The sequence below is a fragment of the Hyphomonas sp. genome, from assembly GCF_046313975.1.
Taxonomy (GTDB): Bacteria; Pseudomonadota; Alphaproteobacteria; order Caulobacterales; family Hyphomonadaceae; genus Hyphomonas.
Genome location: NZ_JBKBXB010000006.1, coordinates 1 through 19,576 on the forward strand (window position 1 = coordinate 1; position 19,576 = coordinate 19,576).

General features: G+C 63.4%; 17 protein-coding genes. 8 read left to right on the forward strand and 9 right to left on the reverse strand.

All coding sequences use genetic code 11. The features are described from left to right. Positions 1 to 126: preprotein translocase subunit SecG (secG, locus tag ACK4TE_RS03525; protein ID WP_409910191.1), on the reverse strand; the 126-nt coding region annotated here is incomplete at its 3' end. A 73-nt stretch (positions 127 to 199) separates the two neighbouring features. Further along, a complete protein-coding gene (tpiA, locus tag ACK4TE_RS03530) occupies positions 200 to 958 on the reverse strand; it encodes a triose-phosphate isomerase (RefSeq protein WP_409910098.1) in 759 nt (252 codons plus the stop codon). 87 nt (positions 959 to 1,045) lie between these two features. Here tpiA and ACK4TE_RS03535 point away from each other — a divergent pair, with 87 nt between their 5' ends. From ACK4TE_RS03535 to lexA, 6 genes are all read left to right on the forward strand, one after another. Beyond that, positions 1,046 to 2,959: a SurA N-terminal domain-containing protein gene (locus ACK4TE_RS03535; protein ID WP_409910099.1), complete on the forward strand. Its 1,914-nt coding sequence runs from the start codon at positions 1,046 to 1,048 to the stop codon at positions 2,957 to 2,959. Continuing rightward, complete coding sequence (gene trpE / locus ACK4TE_RS03540) at positions 2,956 to 4,380, forward strand: anthranilate synthase component I (protein ID WP_409910100.1); 1,425 nt, start codon at positions 2,956 to 2,958, stop codon at positions 4,378 to 4,380. The genes ACK4TE_RS03535 and trpE overlap by 4 nt, the downstream gene beginning before the upstream one ends. Further along, positions 4,377 to 4,949, forward strand: a complete 573-nt coding sequence (locus ACK4TE_RS03545) for an anthranilate synthase component II (RefSeq protein ID WP_409910101.1) — start codon at positions 4,377 to 4,379, stop codon at positions 4,947 to 4,949. Before trpE ends, ACK4TE_RS03545 begins: the two co-directional genes overlap by 4 nt. Next, positions 4,946 to 5,965 carry an anthranilate phosphoribosyltransferase gene (gene trpD / locus ACK4TE_RS03550; RefSeq protein WP_409910102.1) on the forward strand — a complete coding sequence of 340 codons (1,020 nt, stop codon included), beginning with the start codon at positions 4,946 to 4,948 and terminating at the stop codon, positions 5,963 to 5,965. The genes ACK4TE_RS03545 and trpD overlap by 4 nt, the downstream gene beginning before the upstream one ends. After that, the gene (trpC, locus tag ACK4TE_RS03555) at positions 5,962 to 6,753 is read left to right on the forward strand and encodes an indole-3-glycerol phosphate synthase TrpC (RefSeq protein WP_409910103.1); all 792 of its coding nucleotides are present in this window, start codon (positions 5,962 to 5,964) and stop codon (positions 6,751 to 6,753) included. The genes trpD and trpC overlap by 4 nt, the downstream gene beginning before the upstream one ends. A 96-nt stretch (positions 6,754 to 6,849) precedes the next feature. Further along, the gene (lexA, locus tag ACK4TE_RS03560; protein WP_409910104.1) at positions 6,850 to 7,530 is read left to right on the forward strand and encodes a transcriptional repressor LexA; all 681 of its coding nucleotides are present in this window, start codon (positions 6,850 to 6,852) and stop codon (positions 7,528 to 7,530) included. 24 nt (positions 7,531 to 7,554) lie between these two features. Here lexA and ACK4TE_RS03565 read toward each other — a convergent pair whose 3' ends face one another. Next, complete coding sequence (locus tag ACK4TE_RS03565) at positions 7,555 to 9,594, reverse strand: ComEC/Rec2 family competence protein (protein ID WP_409910105.1); 2,040 nt, start codon at positions 9,592 to 9,594, stop codon at positions 7,555 to 7,557. A 91-nt stretch (positions 9,595 to 9,685) separates the two neighbouring features. Between ACK4TE_RS03565 and gltX the strand changes: the two genes are divergently transcribed. Then, the gene (gene gltX, locus ACK4TE_RS03570; protein ID WP_409910106.1) at positions 9,686 to 11,143 is read left to right on the forward strand and encodes a glutamate--tRNA ligase; all 1,458 of its coding nucleotides are present in this window, start codon (positions 9,686 to 9,688) and stop codon (positions 11,141 to 11,143) included. 48 nt (positions 11,144 to 11,191) lie between these two features. Continuing rightward, on the forward strand, positions 11,192 to 12,496 hold the full coding sequence (gene gltA / locus ACK4TE_RS03575; protein WP_409910107.1) for a citrate synthase: 1,305 nt from the start codon (positions 11,192 to 11,194) through the stop codon (positions 12,494 to 12,496). Positions 12,497 to 12,499: 3 nt separating this feature from the next. Here gltA and ACK4TE_RS03580 read toward each other — a convergent pair whose 3' ends face one another. From ACK4TE_RS03580 to bamA, 6 genes are read right to left on the reverse strand one after another with little or no spacing between them, the layout of a single operon-like run. After that, positions 12,500 to 13,651 (reverse strand): lipid-A-disaccharide synthase, encoded by a 1,152-nt coding sequence (locus tag ACK4TE_RS03580; RefSeq protein ID WP_409910108.1) that lies wholly within the window; start codon positions 13,649 to 13,651, stop codon positions 12,500 to 12,502. A 3-nt stretch (positions 13,652 to 13,654) separates the two neighbouring features. Beyond that, the gene (locus tag ACK4TE_RS03585) at positions 13,655 to 14,503 is read right to left on the reverse strand and encodes an LpxI family protein (RefSeq protein WP_409910109.1); all 849 of its coding nucleotides are present in this window, start codon (positions 14,501 to 14,503) and stop codon (positions 13,655 to 13,657) included. Between the two features lie 4 nt (positions 14,504 to 14,507). Then, positions 14,508 to 15,299 (reverse strand): acyl-ACP--UDP-N-acetylglucosamine O-acyltransferase, encoded by a 792-nt coding sequence (lpxA, locus tag ACK4TE_RS03590; RefSeq protein WP_409910110.1) that lies wholly within the window; start codon positions 15,297 to 15,299, stop codon positions 14,508 to 14,510. Between the two features lie 39 nt (positions 15,300 to 15,338). After that, positions 15,339 to 16,358 carry a UDP-3-O-(3-hydroxymyristoyl)glucosamine N-acyltransferase gene (gene lpxD, locus ACK4TE_RS03595; RefSeq protein WP_409910111.1) on the reverse strand — a complete coding sequence of 340 codons (1,020 nt, stop codon included), beginning with the start codon at positions 16,356 to 16,358 and terminating at the stop codon, positions 15,339 to 15,341. Positions 16,359 to 16,376: 18 nt separating this feature from the next. After that, complete coding sequence (locus tag ACK4TE_RS03600) at positions 16,377 to 16,964, reverse strand: OmpH family outer membrane protein (RefSeq protein WP_409910112.1); 588 nt, start codon at positions 16,962 to 16,964, stop codon at positions 16,377 to 16,379. A 28-nt stretch (positions 16,965 to 16,992) separates the two neighbouring features. Beyond that, positions 16,993 to 19,557 (reverse strand): outer membrane protein assembly factor BamA, encoded by a 2,565-nt coding sequence (bamA, locus tag ACK4TE_RS03605; RefSeq protein ID WP_409910113.1) that lies wholly within the window; start codon positions 19,555 to 19,557, stop codon positions 16,993 to 16,995. Positions 19,558 to 19,576 lie beyond the last annotated feature (19 nt).

Consider the following 19,576-nt stretch of genomic DNA (forward strand, 5'->3'; position numbering starts at 1 on the left):
GGACATCAGCGAATTGGCGCCGCCACCCCCGATTCCCAGACCGCCGCCCTCAGATTTCTGAACGAGAACAAGGCCAATCATCGCCAGACAGGCGAGAATATGGATGACGAGAATGACGTTTTGCATGAATCCGGGGCCTGATTTTCAGAAAGATTGCGCTCGCTTAACGCTCTTGGCGCCATTCGCCAAGCCGGGTGGCTCACACTTGCAGCGCGCGCGCCGTCTCGTAGATGGAGAGGAAGTCCGCCGCCTTCAAGCTGGCGCCGCCGATGAGGCCGCCATCGACATTGGGAACGGGCAGGATTTCGGGGGCGTTGGAAGGGTTCAGGCTGCCGCCGTAGAGGATGCGGACAGCGTTGCCGGGGGCGCCGTAGCGGCCGGCGAGGAAGGCGCGGATGAAGCCGTGGACTTCGGCGATCTGCCCGGTCGTGGCGACCTTGCCGGTGCCGATGGCCCACAGGGGCTCGTAGGCGATGACAAAAGACCCTGCCGTCTCAAGGCCTTCGAGCGAGCCCCGGAGCTGGCTTTCGATGATGCGGAGTGTGGCGCCGGCCTCCCGCTCGGCGAGGGTTTCGCCGACGCAGATGATGGGGGTGAGGCCGGATTTCAGGGCGGCGGCGGCCTGGCCGGCAACCTCGGCATCGGTTTCGCCATGCCCCGTGCGGCGCTCGGAATGGCCGACAATGACGTAGGTTGCGCCCGCCTCGGCCAGCATGGGGGCGGAGATATCGCCCGTGAAGGCGCCTTTTTCCAGCTTGCTACAGGTTTGCCCCCCAACCGCGAGGGCCGTTCCCCGGGCTGTTTCGGCGGCGGCAGAGAGGAGCGTGGCGGGCACGCACAGGAGGGTTTCAGGCGCGGTTTCCCCCGAGTTGACGTGCGCGGAAACCTGCCGGATGGTTTCCAGGTCGGCCTTAAGGCCGTTCATCTTCCAGTTTCCGGCGATCAGCTTCCGTACCATGCCGCGTTCCCTATCTTGCAAGTAACCGGCCCGTCGCCTAGCAAGCGGTGAGCCATCCGGCAAACCCGCTGAAAAGAGACCTCCCACATGCTGGCCCTGATGAAACGACTGACCAATACGGTCTTCGGCAAAATCGTCGTCATGATCATCGTCGTGGGTATGGCGTTCTTCGGCGTGGATACCATCGTGAACCAGATCCAGGGCGGCCTGGGTGCGAACATTGCGCAGGCCGGATCGCGTGGATTTGACGCAACCGATCTCGACCGCCGGGTCGAGACGGTGCTGCGCAACATGAACCAGACGTCCGAGCGGCCAATCACAAAGTCTGAAGCGCTCGAGAATGGCATGATCGACCAGATCGTTGCACAGGAATCGGCCCGGGTCACGATTCTCGGATATGCTGCCAGTATCGGTCTTGCGGCGTCGACGGAGGCGGTGCTGGAAGAGACGCGCTCGATCGAAGCGTTCCAGAACCCGCTGACCGGCGAACTGGACCCGACCTTGCTGCGCCAGCGCCTAGGCCAGCTGGGCTTCTCCCTGCAGGAATTTGAAGAGCAGATCGGCGATGACCTGATGATCGCGACGTTGCAGGCGGCGGCGACGTCGGCGGTTCAGGCGCCACAGGCGATTTCGGACCTGCAGGTTCTGTATTTTGGGGAGGCGCGCAACGTTTCGTGGTTCCTGTTCGATGCGCTGGCAGGCCAGCCGGCGATCAACCCGACGCCGGAAGAAGTGCGTGCGTATTACAACGCCAATCTCGAGATGCTGAAGCAGCCCGAGCGCCGCGCGCTCGACCTGTTGCGCATGTCGGTCGAGGATTTCGTCGGTGAAGTCGAAGTGACCGACCAGGAGGTCGCGACAATCTACGAGGCCACGAAGGCCGAGCGGTTTTCGGAACCGGACCAGCGGACCTATGCCGAACTGCTTTTTGCAACGCGCGATGCGGCGCGGGAAGCGTTTGGCCTGCTGGCGGGCGGGGCCGATCCGAACTCGGTGCGCGGCGCGCTGTCGGTCACGTTGCAGACGAAGCGCGGCGCCGAGGTTTCCAACGATGCACTGCGCGATGCGATGTTCGGCGCAGGCAAGCAAAGTGGGGCGATGTTCGGCCCGCGCGAGCAGAATGGCCAGTGGCTGGTGGCGCGCCTGATCTCGGTGCAGCCGGGCCCGGTGAAACCGATTGAGGAAGTGGCAGAAACCATCCGCAACGACCTTGCCCGCGAGCGCGCGCAGATCGTGTTCAACCAGAAGGTCGACCGTCTCGAAGAATTGCTGGCGGCGGGATATGATCTCGACCGGATCACGCAGGAATTGAAGATTCCGCTGCTGAGCTTCGAGCCTGTCGATGCAACCGGGCGTACGGCTGATGGCATACCGTTCGAGGTTCTGAACCAGGCGAGGGACGCGGTTGCGCAGGCCTTCCGCCTGCAGCAGGGCGAGCTGACGAGCCGGTTTGATGCGGGCAACTCGATCTATGTTGCATCAACACACAGCATTGTGCCCGCTTCCACGCCGGCGTTCGAGGAATTGCAAGCGGATGTGCGCGAACTCTTGATCAGCGAGCGTCAGGTGAGCGCCGGGCTGGCCGCGGTGAACGCCATGCTCGACCGGGTGAACGCGGGCGAGCAGACCTTCGAGCAGGCGGCGGCAGCAGCGTCTGCACCGATCGAGACCCTGCCGCAATCGGTGACACGCGCGACAGCGGAACAGTCCGGCATTCCGGGACCGATCCGGTCGGCGATGTTCAGCTCGCGGCTGGGCGATGTCGTGAACCTACCGACGGGCGGGCCGAACATGCATGTGATCCTGAAAGTGACGAGCGTCGAGCCGCCGAGCGAGTCGATGCGGGCCGGTCTTGGGGCCGAGGTAATGTCGGCATCTGCCAACCTCATTGCACAGGACCTGATGCAGGCCCTGCAGAGCGAGATCACGGCAGCCATCAAGCTTCGTAACAATGAAGCGCCGCTGGCAGCGTACAAACGGTCAATCTCGGATCAGCAATGACCGCAAGGTTGATTATCCGCCGGCGGATCGGAGATATAGAGACACCCGTCAGCGCCATGCTTAAGCTCGGCGCAGACCGGCCGGGCAGTTTCCTGTTCGAGTCGATCGCAGGCGGCGAGCGGCTGGGGCGTTATTCCTTCATCGGGATCGAGCCGGGCCGCTGGTTCCGGATTCTCGGCGGTGTTGCGCAGACCGGCGCGCAGGCGGACTTTTCTGATGCGGAGCCGACGGGCGGGACGCCCATCGAGGCGCTGCGCCGCTTTGTAAAAGATGCGCAGGCCGAGGCGCCGGCGGGATTGCCACCGATGGCGTCGGGTGCGTTCGGATATCTCGGCTATGACATGATCCAGTATGTCGAGCCGGTGAAGATCACGCGGCCGGATGTGCTGGGTGTTCCGGAAGCGCTGCTGGTAGTGCCGAAGGTGGTCGTGATTTTCGATCATCTGTATCAGGAGCTTATGCTCGTCGGCCGGGTGGAAGACGGGAATGAGGTGGCCATCGAGCGCCTGCTGGACGAGGTTGAGGCGCGGCTGGAGCATCTGCCCTCCCTGCCCCCGAAAGACCGCGAACCGCAGCCGGTGGACGTGAAGTCGGACACCACGAAGGAGCGGTATTTCGAAATCGTCGAAAAATGCCGCGACTACATCAAGGCGGGCGATATCTTCCAGGTGGTGCCGAGTCAGCGGTTTTCGGCGCCGTTCACACGCCGGCCTATCAGTTTCTATCGCGCACTGCGCCGGCTGAACCCTTCCGCCTTCATGTTCCATATGAACCTTGGCGAAGTGTGTCTCGTAGGATCGAGCCCCGAGATACTCGTGCGTGTGCGCGATGGCCGCGTTGCGATCCGCCCGATAGCCGGGACGCGCCCGCGCAGCGGAGATGCGGAGGAAGACGCGCGCCGCGCAGAGGACCTGCTCGCTGATCCGAAGGAGAAGGCCGAGCACCTGATGCTGCTGGACCTTGGCCGGAATGATGTGGGCCGTGTGGCGGCCTATGGCAGCGTGACCGTGACCGAGAGTTTCGTGGTCGAGCGCTACAGCCATGTGATGCATATCGTCAGCCATGTGGAAGGCGACCTGCGCGACGGGATGGACGCCGTGGACGCTCTGCTCGCGGGCTTTCCGGCGGGCACGGTTTCCGGCGCGCCGAAGATCCGCGCGATGCAGATCATCGATGAAGTGGAGACGTCGCGGCGCGGGATTTATGGCGGGGCGGTCGGCTATTTCGGCTGGAACGGCGACCTTGATACCTGCATTGCGCTGCGAACGGCGGTGATCAAGGACGGGCAGCTGCACATCCAGGCGGGCGGCGGGGTCGTGCTCGATTCCGTGGCGCAGTATGAGTATGACGAGACGGTGCATAAGTCCGGTGCGCTGCGGCGAGCGGCGGAACTCTCCGCGAGCTATGAGTTCGACCAATGATCCTCGTCGTCGATAATTATGACAGCTTCACCTGGAACCTCGTGCATTATCTCGAGGAGCTGGGCGCGCGCACGCATGTGGTGCGCAATGATGAGCTGACGGTGGACGAAGTGCTGGCGCTGAAGCCGGACGCTGTTCTGCTGTCGCCGGGGCCGTGCACGCCGAATGAGGCGGGCATCTGCCTGGAGCTGATTGCGCGGGCGCCGGAGGATCTGCCGATCCTTGGTGTGTGCCTGGGGCATCAGGCGATTGGCCAGGCGTTTGGCGGCGATGTCGTGACGGCGCGGGAAATCCGGCACGGCAAGATTTCGCAGATCACGCATTCGGGTGGACCGCTGTTTGAAGGTTTGCCGGAGACATATAGTGTTGTGCGCTACCATTCGCTGGCGGTGAAGCCGGAGACGCTTCCCGAAGCGCTGGTGGCTGATGCGTATACGGAGGATGGGGAGATCATGGCCGTGCACCATCGCTCGCGGCCGGTGTTCGGCGTGCAGTTCCATCCCGAGAGCATTCTGACCGAGCATGGCCACGCGCTGCTGCGCAATTTCCTGAAGCGGGTGAAGGCATGACCGAGGGGCCGCTGTCTGCTTCGCTGAAGGCGATTGCGCGCGGCGAGCCGCTGGATACGGCATTGCTGGAGGGCGCGTTTGACGCGCTACTGACGGGCGCAGCTTCTCCGGAAGAGACGGGCGCGTTTCTCATGGGTCTCGTGGTGCGCGGCGAGACGGCGGGCGAACTGGTCGCGGGCGCGAAGATCATGCGGCGGCATGCGCGCAATGTGGCGATCGAGGGGCCGCTGCTGGATACCTGCGGCACGGGCGGGCTGAGTTGGAAGAGCCTGAACACATCGACGGCGTCGGCGCTGGTGATTGCCGCGGCGGGCGGACGGGTGGCGAAGCATGGCAACCGGTCCATTCCGCCGAAGACAGGCTCTGCCGATGTGCTGGAAGCCCTCGGCGTTCAGATCGAGATTGATGAACGTACCTTGCAGGCGTGTATTGCCGAGGCCGGCGTGGGTTTCATGTTTGCGCGTATCCATCACGGGGCGATGAAGCATGTGGCGCCGATCCGGCAGAAACTGGGTGTACGGACGATTTTCAACCTGCTCGGGCCGCTGACCAATCCGGCGGGGGCGCAGCATCAGGTGCTGGGTGTGTTTGCGCCGGAATGGGTGCGGCCGATGGCAGAGGCACTGCGGGAGCTGGGGACGGTAAAGTCCTGGGTGGTGCACGGGGTGGACGGGATCGACGAGATATCGATCTCGGGCGAGACGCGCGTGTGCGAAGTGACGCCGGGCGGTGTGCGCGAGTTCTCCGTTGATCCGTCTGCGGCAGGTTTGCGGTCGCATCCTTTGTCAACGCTTGAGGGCACGGATGTGACCGGCAATGCGCAGGCGATCCTCGACCTGTTTGACGGTCATGCCGGGCCGTTCCGTGACATGGTGGTGCTGAATGCGGCGGCGGGGCTGCATGTGCTGGGCAAGGCGGATGACCTGAAGACGGGCGCTCAGATGGCGGCGGCGGCCATTGATTCCGGCGCGGCGCGGGGGACGCTTCAGAAACTGCGGCAGGCCTCCCTCGGATGAACGCGCTGGACCGGATCATTGCGTACAAGGCGGATGAAGTGCGCACGCTGAAGCAGGCGCATTCTGCAGAATCGCTGCTGGCGCGCGCGAAGGTGCAGCCCCCTACCCGCGGGTTTGCGGCGGCGCTGTCGGCAGTGACGGCGGCGGATCAGAATGCGCTGATCTGCGAGATCAAGCGTAGGTCGCCGAGTGCGGGCGAAATTCTGCCGGGGGCAGACGGCGCGGCGATTGCGCGGGACTATGAGGCGGGCGGCGCTGCGTGCCTGTCGGTGCTGACGGACCTGCCGAGCTTTGGCGGGACGCTGGAAGATTTTGTCCGTATCCGGAGCGCTGTGAAGCTGCCGATGCTGCGGAAGGATTTCATGATTGATCCTCTGCAGATCATCGAGTCGCGGGCCTATGGCGCCGATTGCATCCTGGTGATCCTCAGCGCGGTGGATGATGTATGTGCGTCGGAGCTGACGCGGACGGCGCAGGAGCTGGGCATGGATGTGCTCGTGGAGACGCATGATGCGGCGGAACTGGAGCGGGCGCTAAAACTGCCCTCCCCGCTGATCGGGGTGAACAACCGCGACCTGAAGCGGATGGTGACGGACCTCGGCATCAGCGAGCGTCTTGCGCCAATGACGCCGCCGGACCGGCATTTCATTTCGGAGAGCGGGATTTCGGAACCGGATCATATCGTCCGCCTGCGGGCATTCGGTGTACGGCGCTTCCTGATCGGGGAGAGCCTGATGAAGCGGGCGGACCGGGCGGAGTTCGTTACGAAACTGCGCGGCGCGCGTTAAACTTTCCGGAACTGGTACAGGCCGCCTGCGACTTGACCCGAAACGTGAACACACGTAGAACACTTGTGAACACAGAATCACAAGGGGTAACCCCACATGTTGACCAGCAAGCAGAAAGAACTGCTCCTCTTTATCAACGACCGCATCCGCGAGACGGGCGTGTCGCCCTCGTTCGACGAGATGAAAGAGGCGCTCGACCTTGCCTCGAAGTCCGGCATTCACCGGCTGATCACGGCGCTGGAGGAGCGGGGTTTCATCCGCCGCCTCGCCAACCGCGCCCGGGCCCTGGAAGTACTGAAGCTGCCTGACTCGGCGGCGCCCTCCACGATGGGACGCCAGCGGCGAGACTTCAAACCGGCACTTGTCGCGAACCAGTCGGCGGAAGCTTACCGGCCGGGCATGGTGCCGCTGGTCGGACGGATTGCGGCGGGTTCCCCGATTTCGGCGATCCAGCAGGATAACGGGCATGTGCCGGCCCCGACGGAAGCGCTGGATGGCTGCGAGTATTTCGCGCTGGAAGTCCAGGGCGACTCGATGATCCAGGCCGGCATCCTGAACGGCGATATCGTGATCCTGAAGCGCACGAACAGTGCGCAGACGGGCGACATTGTCGTGGCGCTGATCGACGGTGAGGAAGCGACGCTGAAGCGCCTGCGCCGCAAGGGGGCGTCTGTGGCGCTCGAGGCGGCGAACCCGGCCTATGAGACGCGGATTTTCGGGCCTGACCGGGTCGAGGTCCAAGGGCGGCTTGTATCGCTGGTGCGCAAGTACGACTGAGCGCGGCGGTTTGCAGAGCCGCGGTCAGTTGCCTGAAGCGGAATAGTCAGGTTTGCAGGGGTGCCAGAGGCGCTGGCCGCAAGGCGTCGGTGTGGAGACGCGTATCTCTTTTCGCCGGATGTGGGCGGTGAGGCCGCCGGATGCGGTGACGTCTGCCCATGACCAGATCAGATCAGCCTTGCTGGCGCAGCCTTCCGTGAGCGGGGGCGGCGCTGCTGTGTAGATGCAGAAATGTGCATCGTCTCCGGAGAGGAGGCGGAGTGTTCCTCCGCTCGACGGGATATCGCAGGCCGGAGCGTCGCAGGCTGTTCCGGGCACTTTGGTGAACCGCAGGGGTGAGAGGCCGCTGCCTTTGACGATGCGCCGGCGCTCGATATCGTTGGCGCCACTGACGTAGAAGATTTCGCCAGAGGCTGACCAATGCGCGAGGAAGCGCGGGGAGCCGGCCCAGACGGCCATGGCTGCGGCGACAAAGAGACCGCCGGTCAGGGCCCGTGTCACGCCGGTTGTTGCGATGGCGGCGGCAATTCCGAGGGATGACAGGACGAGCGCCAAGGGCGGCATGCTGTGTACGGAGTATCCGGTTTCGTAGGAATAGCGTTCAAAATAGTGCGCGATCGCGAGCACCAGTTCGAGACTGTATCCGAAGAGGCGCAAACCCATATCCGACAAGCCGAATGGCGCCAGGATGAACGCAATGGCGGCTGCCGGCGCAGAGACAAAGGTGACAACCGGCATGGCGGCAAGATTGGCGGCAAAGCCGATGGGCGCTGCCCGGTCGAAATGGAACATGGCGTAGGGCATGGTCGCGAAGCCCGCCACGATGGATGTTACGACGATGGAAGCCCAGCTGAAGCCGATCGGGCCGAGTCGCTTGTCGCTGGCAGCGCGGCGGTTGCGCCAGGCTTCATAGGCCGCAATCAGGGCGCCGGTGGCGGCGAATGACATCTGGAAGCCCGGTGTGACGACGCTCTCCGGCTGCAGCAGCACGACAGCGAGCATGGCGATGGCGAATGTCCGCAGGCTGATGGCCGAGCGGTCGAACACGATCGCGGCGAAGACGATGGCTGCCATGATGAAGGCGCGCTGCGTTGCGACGCTGGAGCCTGAGATGATCAGGTATGCGAGGCAGGCCAAGAAGGCGATGATGGCGGCGGGCTTCTGCGCCGGAGTGCGCAGCGCAATCGGTTCGATCAGGATCAACAGCCGTTTCGACAGAAGAAAGACAAGCCCGCCGACGATGGACAGGTGAAGGCCGGAAATGGCGAGCAGGTGGGCGAGACCGGTATTGCGCAGCGCGTCGGCATCCTCCGCCCGCATGAAACTGCGGTCGCCGGAGACAAGCGCAGATGCAAAGCCCCCTGCCCGCTGCCCGGCTGCTTCATTGACATGCAGAGCCAGATTGCGGCTGGCGGAGCCGAGCGAGAGGGCGGCCTGATTGAGCGGGTCTGCGGGCGCACCAAGCGCGCCGCCGCGGCAGCGGCCCTGCACGAACCCGACCGCCCCGAGCTGTTCGAACCAGGCTTGCCGCCGGAAGTCGTACTCGCCCTGCATGGCCGGCCCCGGCGGCGGGCGAAGCATGGCCCAACAGCGGACAAACCGGCCGGGTGCGACTTCCAGCCGGCTTGTTTGGGTAAGCCGGACATAGCGGGGCACGTCTTGCGGAGACATGCCCGCAACGGAATGGGTGCGGATGACCAGACGCACGCCCTTGTTGCCCGGTTCAATGTCCTGAACCCAGCCTTCGACCATCGCGGGGCCCGCGGCTTCGAGGATGACCGGCGCGGCAACGGTGTGGGCCCTCACGCTGCCGGCGGCGGCGCCGAGGGAGAAACCGAAGAATACGATGAGGGCAGTGACCGGCCAGTCGACGGGCGACCAATGACGGATGGCGATCAACAGGATGAACAGGGCGCCGGAAATGCTGCAGAGATTCGTCAGATCCGGCTCACCGGGCAGCGAAAAATAGACGGCCGCGCCCGCGCAGACAGCAAAGGAGAGCAAAAGCGGGCGGGCGTCGATGCTGAACAGGCTGTCCAGACCGCTGCGCACTGCCCGGAACACCAGCCCAGCCCCTTGCACTTGCCCCCACCTTCGTGTTTCTGCACCCCGACAGCGGGGCGAGTGCCCAGATTTCCCGGAGAGTGCCCACGCCATGCGCGTCGTTACGCGGTTTGCCCCTTCCCCCACAGGGATGCTCCATATTGGAGGCGCTCGCACGGCACTTTTCAACTACCTTTTCGCGAAAAAGCATGGCGGGAAGTTCCTGCTGCGGATCGAGGATACTGACCGGGAGCGCTCCACGCCGGAAGCGACGGCGGCAATTCTCGATGCGATGGAGTGGCTCGGGCTGACACCGGACGAGCCGCCGCTGATGCAGTTCTCTCGCGCCGGGCGGCATGCCGAGGTTGCGCACGAGATGATTTCGCGCGGCACGGCGTTCCGGTGCTATGTGACGTCTGAAGAGTTGCAGGCCCGGCGCGACCTTGGCGAGGAAAAGCGCCTGGCGGCGCGGACCGAGGGAATTTCCGAAGCGGAAAAAGCCGCGCTGCTGGCCGAGGCGAGCGCGCTGCTGGCGCCGTTCCGGTCGCCCTGGCGCGATGGCGGGTCGCCGCCGGCAGCGGATACGCCATACACCGTGCGGCTGCGGGCGCCAGACGGCGGCGAGCAGACGGTTGAGGACGGTGTTCAGGGCGCGGTGACGATTCAATCGTCCGAGATTGATGATCTGGTGCTGCTGCGTGCAGACGGGACGCCGACCTATATGTTGGCGGTCGTGGTGGACGATCATGATATGGGCGTGACCCATGTGATCCGCGGCGATGACCATCTGCGCAATACGTTCCGCCAGATCCCGATCTACACGGCGATGGGCTGGGACGTGCCGCACTTCTCTCACCTGCCTATGATCCACGGGAATGACGGCGCGAAACTGTCGAAGCGTCATGGAGCACTGTCGACGACAGTGTACCGCGATCTCGGCTATCTGCCGGAAGGGCTGAAGGCCTACCTGCTGCGCCTCGGCTGGAGCCATGGCGATCAGGAGATATTCACCGAGGAAGAGGCGATCCGCCTGTTCGATCTCAGCGGGATCAACAAGGCGCCGGCGCGGCTGGACCTCGAGAAGCTTGGCACGGTGAACGCGCATTTCATCCGGGAGTGCGTGAATGACCGGCTGTTCGCTCTGCTGACGCCGTTCCTGGAGGACGGCGCGCCGCTTTCACCGGAGGTTCGCGCGCGAATCCTGGCGGCGCTGCCGCACATGAAAGATCGCGGCGCGACGCTTGTGGAGCTGGCGGAAGCGTTTCGTTTCCTCCGCGTCAAGCGTCCGCTTGAGCTCGCCAAGAACGCGCGCAAGGCCCTGTCGGACGAAGGAATTTCGCGTCTCCGGGGATTGGCTCAGCAGCTGCGCGACATCCCGTCATGGTCCGGCGCTAGCATTTCAGAAACGATCGCGACATATTGCGCTGCAACAGGCCTGTCTATGGGGCAGATAGGCCCGCCATTGAGGGCGGCATTGACGGGCGGGCTTCCCGCTCCCGATCTGGCGCCGGTGATGGACTGGCTCGGGCGCGACGAAACGCTTGGCCGGATTGAAGACCAGATTGGATGAGGCGGGCGCCTTGGAGCTGCCCGGGTTGGATCGAACAGGAAAGAGCTGATGGAAAACAAGGTCAAGAACGCCGGCAAGGCGAAGCTGGAAGTTGGCGGCAAATCGGTTGAGCTGCCGGTGTATTCGGGCACACATGGGCCGAACGTCATTGATATCCGCAAGCTTTATGCGGACACGGATCATTTCACGCTCGATCCCGGCTTTACATCTACCGGCAGCTGCGAGAGCCAGATCACCTTCATCGATGGCGACGAAGGCATCCTCCTGCACCGCGGCTATCCGATCGAACAGCTGGCGGAGAAATCGAGCTATCTTGAGCTGTGCTACCTGCTGCTGAACGGCGAGCTGCCGAACAAGTCCGAGTATGAAGCCTTCAACAAGGATGTGCGCCAGCACACGCTGCTACACACCCAGCAGGACCGTTTCTTTGATGGCTTCCGCCGTGACAGCCACCCGATGGCGATGCTGACCGGTGCGGTGGGCGGCATGGCGGCCTTCTATCCCGGCGCGATGGGCAACGAGGATCCGGAAGAGCGCCGGCGCGACTCGATCCGCCTGATTGCCAAGATGCCGACGATTGCGGCGCGCTGCATGAAGTACAATCTCGGCCAGCGCTTCATCGATCCGCTGAACAAGTTCACCTATGCCGAGAACTTCCTGAACATGTGCTTCGCCGTGACGGCGGAAGAGTATGAGATCAATCCGGTGCTCGCGCGCGCGATGGACCGGTTCTTCATGCTGCATGCGGACCATGAGCAGAATGCATCGACTTCGACCGTGCGGCTTGTGGCATCGTCCGGCGCGCACCCGTTTGCCGCGATTGCGGCCGGTGTTGCGAGCCTGTGGGGGCCGAGCCATGGCGGCGCAAACGAAGCGGCGCTGCGCCAGCTGCGCGAGATCGGCGATATCAGCAATGTGCAGGATTTCGTGAAGAAGGCAAAGGACAAGTCGAGCGGCATCCGCCTGATGGGCTTCGGCCACCGCGTGTACAAGAACTACGACCCGCGCGCGAAGGTGATGCAGAAGACCTGCCACGAAGTGCTGGATGCGCTGGACCTGCGCGATCACCCGCTGCTGAAAGTGGCGATGGAGCTGGAGCGCATTGCGCTGCAGGACGAGTATTTCGTCGAGAAGAAGCTCTACCCGAACGTCGACTTCTATTCGGGCATCATCCTGGAAGCGATGGGCTTCCCGACGAAGATGTTCACGGTGTTGTTCGCTGTTGCCCGCACAGTTGGCTGGGTCGCTCAGATGAACGAGATGCTGGAAGATCCGACGCAGAAGATCGGCCGTCCGCGGCAGATCTATACCGGCGCGGCGATGCGCGACTATGTCGGGATTGGCGGGCGCTAGGCTTCAGGCTTTCGCGAGTTCATCGAGAATGGCGCCTGCTGCAATCAAAGCAGCGGGTTCGCCTTCGCGCACCATGGCGCGCAGTGCTGTGTTCTGACGTTCGCGCTGGGCAGCGAGGCGTTCAGGATTTGCCAGCCAGTCCTGAGCTTGCTCCGCGATGGCGTCTGCCTGGAAACGTGTCTGCACAAACTCCGGCACGATTTCCTGATCGCCGTTCAGGATGTTGAGCAGCGTGATATGCGTTTTCTTGTAAAGCAGGCCGCGAGCAAGCGCCCAGGTGATCCAGCCGGTCTTGTAGCCGACAATCATTGGCGCGCCTTGCAGGGCGACTTCGCTGGTGACCGTTCCCGAGCAGGCGAGCACGAGCGTTGAGGCGGCCATTGCATTGTAGCGTTCTGCAGGATCCGTGAGGAGTGTCGCCCAGCTGGCAGCATCCGGATAGCGCGCGGTGAAGGCGTCGCGGATGGAGGCGGCGGGCTGGATCAGTACGCGTGCGGATGGCCTTTGCGACGTGATGCGCTGGGCAGCGTCGAGCAACACCGGCGCGACCTTGGCAAGTTCGCTGCCCCGGCTGCCGGGGAGGACGAGGACGAGTTCCTGATCCGGCGCGAAGCCGTGACGGGCGCGGAAGGCGGCGGCATCCCCCTTCCCTGTCCGCGTCAGCGCGGGGTTGCCGATTACAGTGACCGGGAGACCGAAGGGCTCGTAGAAGGGCGCTTCGATGTCGTGCATGCAGATCAGGTGATCCACTGTTTCAGCAAGCGTTTTGGCGCGGCCGGGGCGAGTTGCCCAAACCTGAGGGCCGATCAGTTTGACGAGGCGGATCGATGGATCACGGGCGCGGACACGCTGGGCGACGCGGAGCATGAAGCCCCAGGAGTCGACAAGCACGACCACCTTTGGCCGCACACGGCAGATATCGTCAGCCGCCGCATCTGCGAGCCGCACGACATCCCCATAAGCCTTGATGCCTTCAACAAATCCGAGGACGGACAATGGCGCGATATCGATGGGTGACCGGATTCCGAGCGCGGCAAGCTCCGGTCCGCCGATGCCGCGAATGTCCGTTTGTGGAGATTTGGCAAGGACAGCTTCCGCGACTTCGCGCGCGAGAAGGTCACCGGAAGCTTCTGCGGCCACAAAGTAGAGCGACATGGCTCAGCCCGTCCCGAGGCTGGCGGGAAACCCATAGAGGAAAAGACCCAGCTCCTCGGCCCGTTTTGCCATGGCCGGCCGATTCAGCATCAACGCGCCGCCTGCCTCGATGCCGATGCCGGCAAGGCCAGCGGCAGCGGCGAGTTCCACGGTCGAAACGCCCGTCGTCGGAAGGTCGATGCGGCGGTCCTGCACCGGCTTGGGCCTTTTGACGAGCACCCCGCGCCGAGCGGCGGGTGTGCCGCGGATCGTATCCGGCAGGCCAGCGCAGCGGCGAAGCATTTCATCCGTGCCTTCCTGTGCCTCGACGGCAAGTACGAGACCATCGCAGACGACGCAGCCCTGCCCGATATCCAGAGCGCCGGTCGCCGCGGCGGTGCGCGCGGCGACTTCGAGATCGATCATGGAAAGATCAGAGGGCGGCGGGCCGGCGATGAGACCCGCAGGTGCGAGGAGTGCGGCATGCGCCACTTCGCTGCCGATGACATTGAAGCCGTGCTTTTCGAATTCCTGGACGAGGACGCGCAGGAGGGCGTCATCACCTTTGCGGGCTTCGCTGATGACCTTAGGGAGCAGCGCAGCGCCTTTCAGGTCCAGCTTCAGGTCCGAGAAGTTCGGTCGGTTGACGATGCCGGCGAAGACAACGTCCCTGCACCCCGCTTCTTTCAGGCGGCTGAGCACACCGCCGATTTCGCCGAGCCCCACAACCGCGCCCGGATAGGCCGCGAGCCGTGGTTCCTCGAAGCCCTTGAGGCGCAGGACGTGAACGCCCTGCCCTGTCGCGACTGCGTTTTCGGCAATCGCAACCGGCAAGTCTCCCAGCCCGGCAATCAGTCCTAGCGGGCCCGGCATAGCATCATTCCGGTTTACAGATGGGGCGGTCGCCGCCTTTGCGGATGAAGTCGATCAACTCCATGGCGAGGGGCTGGCCTGCGAAGTCTGCTGCGGCCTGTTCCAGACGTTCCTTGAACAGACCATTGCCTTCGAACACCGCTTTATAAGCGGACCGGATCTGGTGAAGCTCGGCCTTCGAGAAACCGCGGCGCTTGAGACCGACGGTGTTGAGGCCGGCAAGCTTCGCGTGGTTGCCAACGACAGAACCGAAAGGGATGACATCTTCCACGACGATGGCGCCGCCGCCGATAAAGGCGTTGCGGCCGATGCGGCTGAACTGGTGAACCGCAGAGAGGCCGCCGAACCAGACATTGTCGCCCACTTCGATATGCCCGGCGAGCGAGACATTGTTCGCCATAACGACGTTGTTGCCGATACGGTTGTCATGCGCGATGTGCGCGCCGATCATGATGTAGCAGTTGTTGCCGACAGACGTGAGGCCGCCGAATTTCGGCATGCCGGAATGGGCGGTTGCGTATTCGCGGAACTCGCAGCCATCACCGATTTCAAGGCGCGAGTCCGGCTGTTCCTTCATGCCGATCACCTGCGGGACGCCGCCCAGCGCGGCGTGCGGATGTAGGGTGCAGTTCTTGCCGAGGCGCGTGTTGCCGAGCACCGTAGAGTGGGAAATCATTCGGGTGCCGGCGCCCAGTTCGGCGCAGGCGCCGACATAGCAGAACGGCCCGATCGTGACGCCCTCATCCAGCCGGGCGCCCGGCTCGACGACTGAGGTTGGGTGGATGGTCGTGGTCATGCTTTCCCGTTACCAGCGGATGCGCGGGCGCGCCACTGTTCAATCGCGCTTCCGGGTACTCGCCTGCTTGTTGAGCCAGGCGACTTCGCGCATCCACTGGCGGATCGGCTTGGCAGGCGTGCCGCCCCAGGTTTCGCCGGGCCCGACATCACGGAACAGGCCTGCGGATGCGGCAAGGCTGACTTTCTCACCGACGACGACATGATCCGCGATGCCGACACGGCCGCCGAGCATGGAGCCGTCGCCGACCCGGACAGAGCCGGAAATACCGCCAAACGCGGCGACCACGACGGACCGGCCGAGCACGACATTGTGGGCGATCTGGCAGAGATTATCGATCTTGGTCCGCTCACCGATGATCGTATCGCCGAAAACGCCGCGGTCGATGCAGGCATTGGCGCCGATGGTGACATGGTCCTGCAGGATGACGCGGCCGTAGTGAGGCGCGTCTTCTGCGCCGGAGGGGCCTGCCATGACGCCAAAGCCGGTCTCGCCGATCCGTGCGCCAGCGAGCAGGGTCACATGGTCGCCGAGCAAGGCGCAATGCACGCTCGCGGCGGCGCCTATGACCGAGTTGCGCCCGATCTGAACGCCGGGGCCGATGACCGCGTTTGGGCCAATCACGGTGCCCTCACCGATGGCCGCGCCTTCCCCGATCACGGCGCCGGGCAGAATGCTGGCGCCGGCATGGATCTGCGCGGAGGCAGCGACGGCCTGCGTGCCGAAGCCGCCCGACAGGTGCCGGGGCTGGAACAGGGCTTTTGCGACTGTGCTGTGAGCGTGGCGGGGGAAGCGCGCAATGAGCCTCGATACGCCGTCCGGCACGAGCGAGCTTGTCGCCTCGTTCACGATGACGACAGACAGATGCGGGCTGAGGGTGGGTTTTGCGGAGGCATCGCCTTCGAGGAAGGCGATCTCTCCGGCCTTTGCCTGATCAGCGGATGCGAGACCCGTAATCGGAGAGGATGCCTCCCCGATCAGCTGGGCCCCGGTCAGAGCCGCAGCCGTTTCTAACGTCAAAGCCCCCAATGGCGCGTAGAAACGAGTATCGACCGTCACGACCGGGCGTTCCGCGGGCTAGTTGGTCTGAGCCGGCGCGCGTTGGCGGACGACGCTGATGGCCGGCGTCTTCTGGTCGAGCTTCGCGATGATGGCGTCAGAAGCGTCCACGGCGTCGGCCGAGAACACGACCTGGCTGCGCGAGAGCAGGACCTGAATGTTCTTTTCCTTCACGACTTCGAGCAGGACCGGCTCCAGTGCCTTGTTAAAGTCCACGAAGGCCTTCTGTTCGGTCGCGGAATATTCCTGGGCCAGAACCGAGCGCTTCTGGGCGAACTCGTTGGCTTTCTTCTGGAAGTCCTCGACCTGCTTGACGAGGGCAGCGTCGGCGGCGACGGCTTCGCGGGTCTTGCCTTCAAGCTTTGCGGCAAGCGCCGTGCGCTGGGCGTTCAGGGCATCTGCCGGCGCTTTCAGCTCGTTGTTGATCTGGGTTTCGATGTTCTTCAGCTTGGTGAACATGTCCTTGCCGGCCTTGCTGGTCGTAAGGATGTGGCCTTCGTCAATGATCATGACGCCAGAAGCCTGTGCGTAGGCGGCCTGGCTGAAAGAAACCGTGGCGGCGATTGCGAGCGCAAGCGCAGCCAGGACTGAACGGAGATAGGTCATTTTGAGTTCCTCGTTGGGGCTGGCGAGATCAGAAACGGGTTGAGGTCGAGAACCGGAAGGTCTCGGTGCGATCATATTCTTCCCGGCGAAGGATTTGCGAGAAGTCGAACCGGATGGGGCCGAAAGGCGAATCCCAGAAGACGCTGAGGCCTGCGGACGCGCGCAGCGAAGCGGCGTCTTTCGGGATGCGCACGGCGCCGAAGCCCGGGAAGCCAAGGCTTCCGGCATCCGGAATGAAGACTGATTGTCCCTTGTCGACATCTTCCAGGAGCCCGAGCGAGCCGACATCGACGAACAGGGCGCTCTTGATGCCATACTCTTCGGGCAGGAAGTTCGGCACGCTGACCTCGAACGTACCCTGATAGTAGGCGTTGCCGCCGAGGGAGTTCAGGCGCTGCGTGGAGACGACTTCACCGGTGTTCGGATCAAAGATGCGGACAATCTCGCGCGGACCAAGGCCGGCAACATCGAAGCCGCGGAACGTGCTGCCGCCCCGGAAGAAGCGGTTATTGATGCGCACGCCCTGATCTTCATCCAGCGGCAGCACATAGCCGGCGCTGAATTTGGCGCTGGCAATCACATCGCGCCAGATGCCTCTGTAGAAGGTGGCGCCTGCCTCGGAGCGGATGTATTTCACATCTCCGCCAAGGCCTGCAAAATCCTGGCTGAAGCGAACGTCGAAGCCGCGCGACGGCGTGATCGGATCGTTTGTCTGATCCCAGAAGAAGTTGTAGCCGATGACACTCGAGATATCGTTACGCTCGGACCGGCAGATTGTATCGCGCAGCAGGTAGGCCGGATCGCAGCGGTCCACCAGGAACTGGCCTGCCCCGACATCTGCCGCTGTAGGCTGACGCGGCACATCGTCAAACGGGTTGTCCGGCGTATTGTTCGGATCGTCATAGATGATGGCGCTTACGAGATTGCCATTCGCATCGATGATGTAGTTGAAGTTCGAGATGTTCACATCGTCCGTCTGCAGACGATAGCTGAGCCCGAGTTGCATACGGTCGGTCAGCGGGAACGCGACACGCAGGCCGCCGCCGATGGTTTCGCTGGTGAAGCCTGTGAACTCTTCGAAGTCCTGGCGTGTTGCAAACAGCTCCAGGCCTGCCGACAGGTTCCGGTCCAGGAAGCGCGGCTCAGTGAAGCGAAGATCGACGATCTGCTGTCGGCTTGACAGCGAGGTGCGCGCGACGACCGACTGGCCACGGCCGCGCAGGTTGCGCTGCGAGGCGCTGAGGTCGAAGAGGTAGGCGTCCACCGATGAGAAACCGGCAGCGAAGGACAGCTCACCCGTCGATTGTTCTTCGACCTTCACTTCGACAATCGTGCGGTCCGGATCCTCTGCGGGTAGCTCCGTCACTTCGACATTCTTGAAGAAGCCAAGCGACCGTATGCGGTTGCGCGAGCGGTCCAGAAGGATGCGGTTGAAGGCATCGCCTTCCGAGATTCGAAGCTCGCGGCGGATCACGCGGTCCAGCGTCTGTGTGTTGCCGACGATGTTGATGCGGTCGATATAGACGCGTGGGCCTTCATCGAGCGCGAACGTGATGTCGATCCTGCCGGTCTGCTCGTTTACCCGGATCTGCGGACGCACATCCACGAACGCGTAGCCGGCGACACCGGCGGCGTAGGTCAGCGCATCAATGGTGGATTCGATCTGGTCGCCACGGAACAGTTCGCCTTCCTGGATCGGAACGACAGCCTGAAGGATGTTGGAGTCGAGCTTCTCGAGCGCGGTCTCGACCTTGATGACGCCAAAGTCGTACTGACGGCCCTCATCCACCGTGAAGGTAATGTAGAAGTCTTTCTGGTCCGGTGTGAGTTCAGCGACAGCGGATGTGACGCGGAAATCATAGTAACCGTTGTTCTGGTAGAACTCCCGCAGCTGTTCGCGGTCAAATTCCAGGCGGCCGGAATCGTAGTTGTCGTTCGAACTGAAGAACCGCCAGAAGCGTGACTGGCGCGTCACGATCTCGCTGCGAAGACGGGAATCCGAATAGGCCTTGTTGCCGATGAAGTTGATCGAGCGCACGCCGGTGACAGGGCCCTCGGTGATCTCGAAGATCAGGTCGACGCGGTTCTGTTCAAGCGGCTTGTACTGCGGCTCGACCTTGGCGGCGAACCTTCCGGAGCGGCGATACATCTCTAGAATGCGCTGCACGTCGGTTTGCACGCGGGCCGCGGTGAAGACGCCGCGCGGAGCTGCCTGGATTTCCTCGCGCAGCTTGTCGTCTTTCATCGCGCGATTTCCTTCGAAGATCACGCGGTTGATGATGGGGTTCTCGACGACGCGGACGACGAGGTCGTCGTTGCGGCGGTCAATCGAGACGTCGGCGAACAGGTTGGTCGCAAACAGGGTTTTCAGGGACAGGTCGATACGGTCCGGATCGAAGGCATCGCCAGGTTCCAGAAGCAGATAGGACTGGACCGTACGCCCCTCGATGCGGCGGTTGCCCTCGACGATAATCGAGCGGATCGTGCCGCCATAGCGGTCATCCGCCTGCGCTTCGGCCTGTTGCAGTTGACCACTGATGCCAAGCCCCAGCGCGCTGGTAGCAAGAAGGGTTGCTGCGAGGAATTTACGCATTCTCGAATACACTTTCGTT

Excerpts from the sequence above, each read along its gene's own strand:
- tpiA (WP_409910098.1), bottom strand. The coding sequence starts at position 958 with ATGGTACGGAAGCTGATCGCCGGAAACTGGAAGATGAACGGCCTTAAG.
- trpC (WP_409910103.1), top strand. The coding sequence starts at position 5,962 with ATGAACGCGCTGGACCGGATCATTGCGTACAAGGCGGATGAAGTGCGC.
- ACK4TE_RS03545 (WP_409910101.1), top strand. The coding sequence starts at position 4,377 with ATGATCCTCGTCGTCGATAATTATGACAGCTTCACCTGGAACCTCGTG.
- gltA (WP_409910107.1), top strand. The coding sequence starts at position 11,192 with ATGGAAAACAAGGTCAAGAACGCCGGCAAGGCGAAGCTGGAAGTTGGC.
- bamA (WP_409910113.1), bottom strand. The coding sequence starts at position 19,557 with ATGCGTAAATTCCTCGCAGCAACCCTTCTTGCTACCAGCGCGCTGGGG.
- ACK4TE_RS03535 (WP_409910099.1), top strand. The coding sequence starts at position 1,046 with ATGCTGGCCCTGATGAAACGACTGACCAATACGGTCTTCGGCAAAATC.
- ACK4TE_RS03585 (WP_409910109.1), bottom strand. The coding sequence starts at position 14,503 with ATGCCGGGCCCGCTAGGACTGATTGCCGGGCTGGGAGACTTGCCGGTT.
- lexA (WP_409910104.1), top strand. The coding sequence starts at position 6,850 with ATGTTGACCAGCAAGCAGAAAGAACTGCTCCTCTTTATCAACGACCGC.
- trpE (WP_409910100.1), top strand. The coding sequence starts at position 2,956 with ATGACCGCAAGGTTGATTATCCGCCGGCGGATCGGAGATATAGAGACA.
- ACK4TE_RS03580 (WP_409910108.1), bottom strand. The coding sequence starts at position 13,651 with ATGTCGCTCTACTTTGTGGCCGCAGAAGCTTCCGGTGACCTTCTCGCG.
- trpD (WP_409910102.1), top strand. The coding sequence starts at position 4,946 with ATGACCGAGGGGCCGCTGTCTGCTTCGCTGAAGGCGATTGCGCGCGGC.
- lpxA (WP_409910110.1), bottom strand. The coding sequence starts at position 15,299 with ATGACCACGACCATCCACCCAACCTCAGTCGTCGAGCCGGGCGCCCGG.
- ACK4TE_RS03600 (WP_409910112.1), bottom strand. The coding sequence starts at position 16,964 with ATGACCTATCTCCGTTCAGTCCTGGCTGCGCTTGCGCTCGCAATCGCC.
- gltX (WP_409910106.1), top strand. The coding sequence starts at position 9,686 with ATGCGCGTCGTTACGCGGTTTGCCCCTTCCCCCACAGGGATGCTCCAT.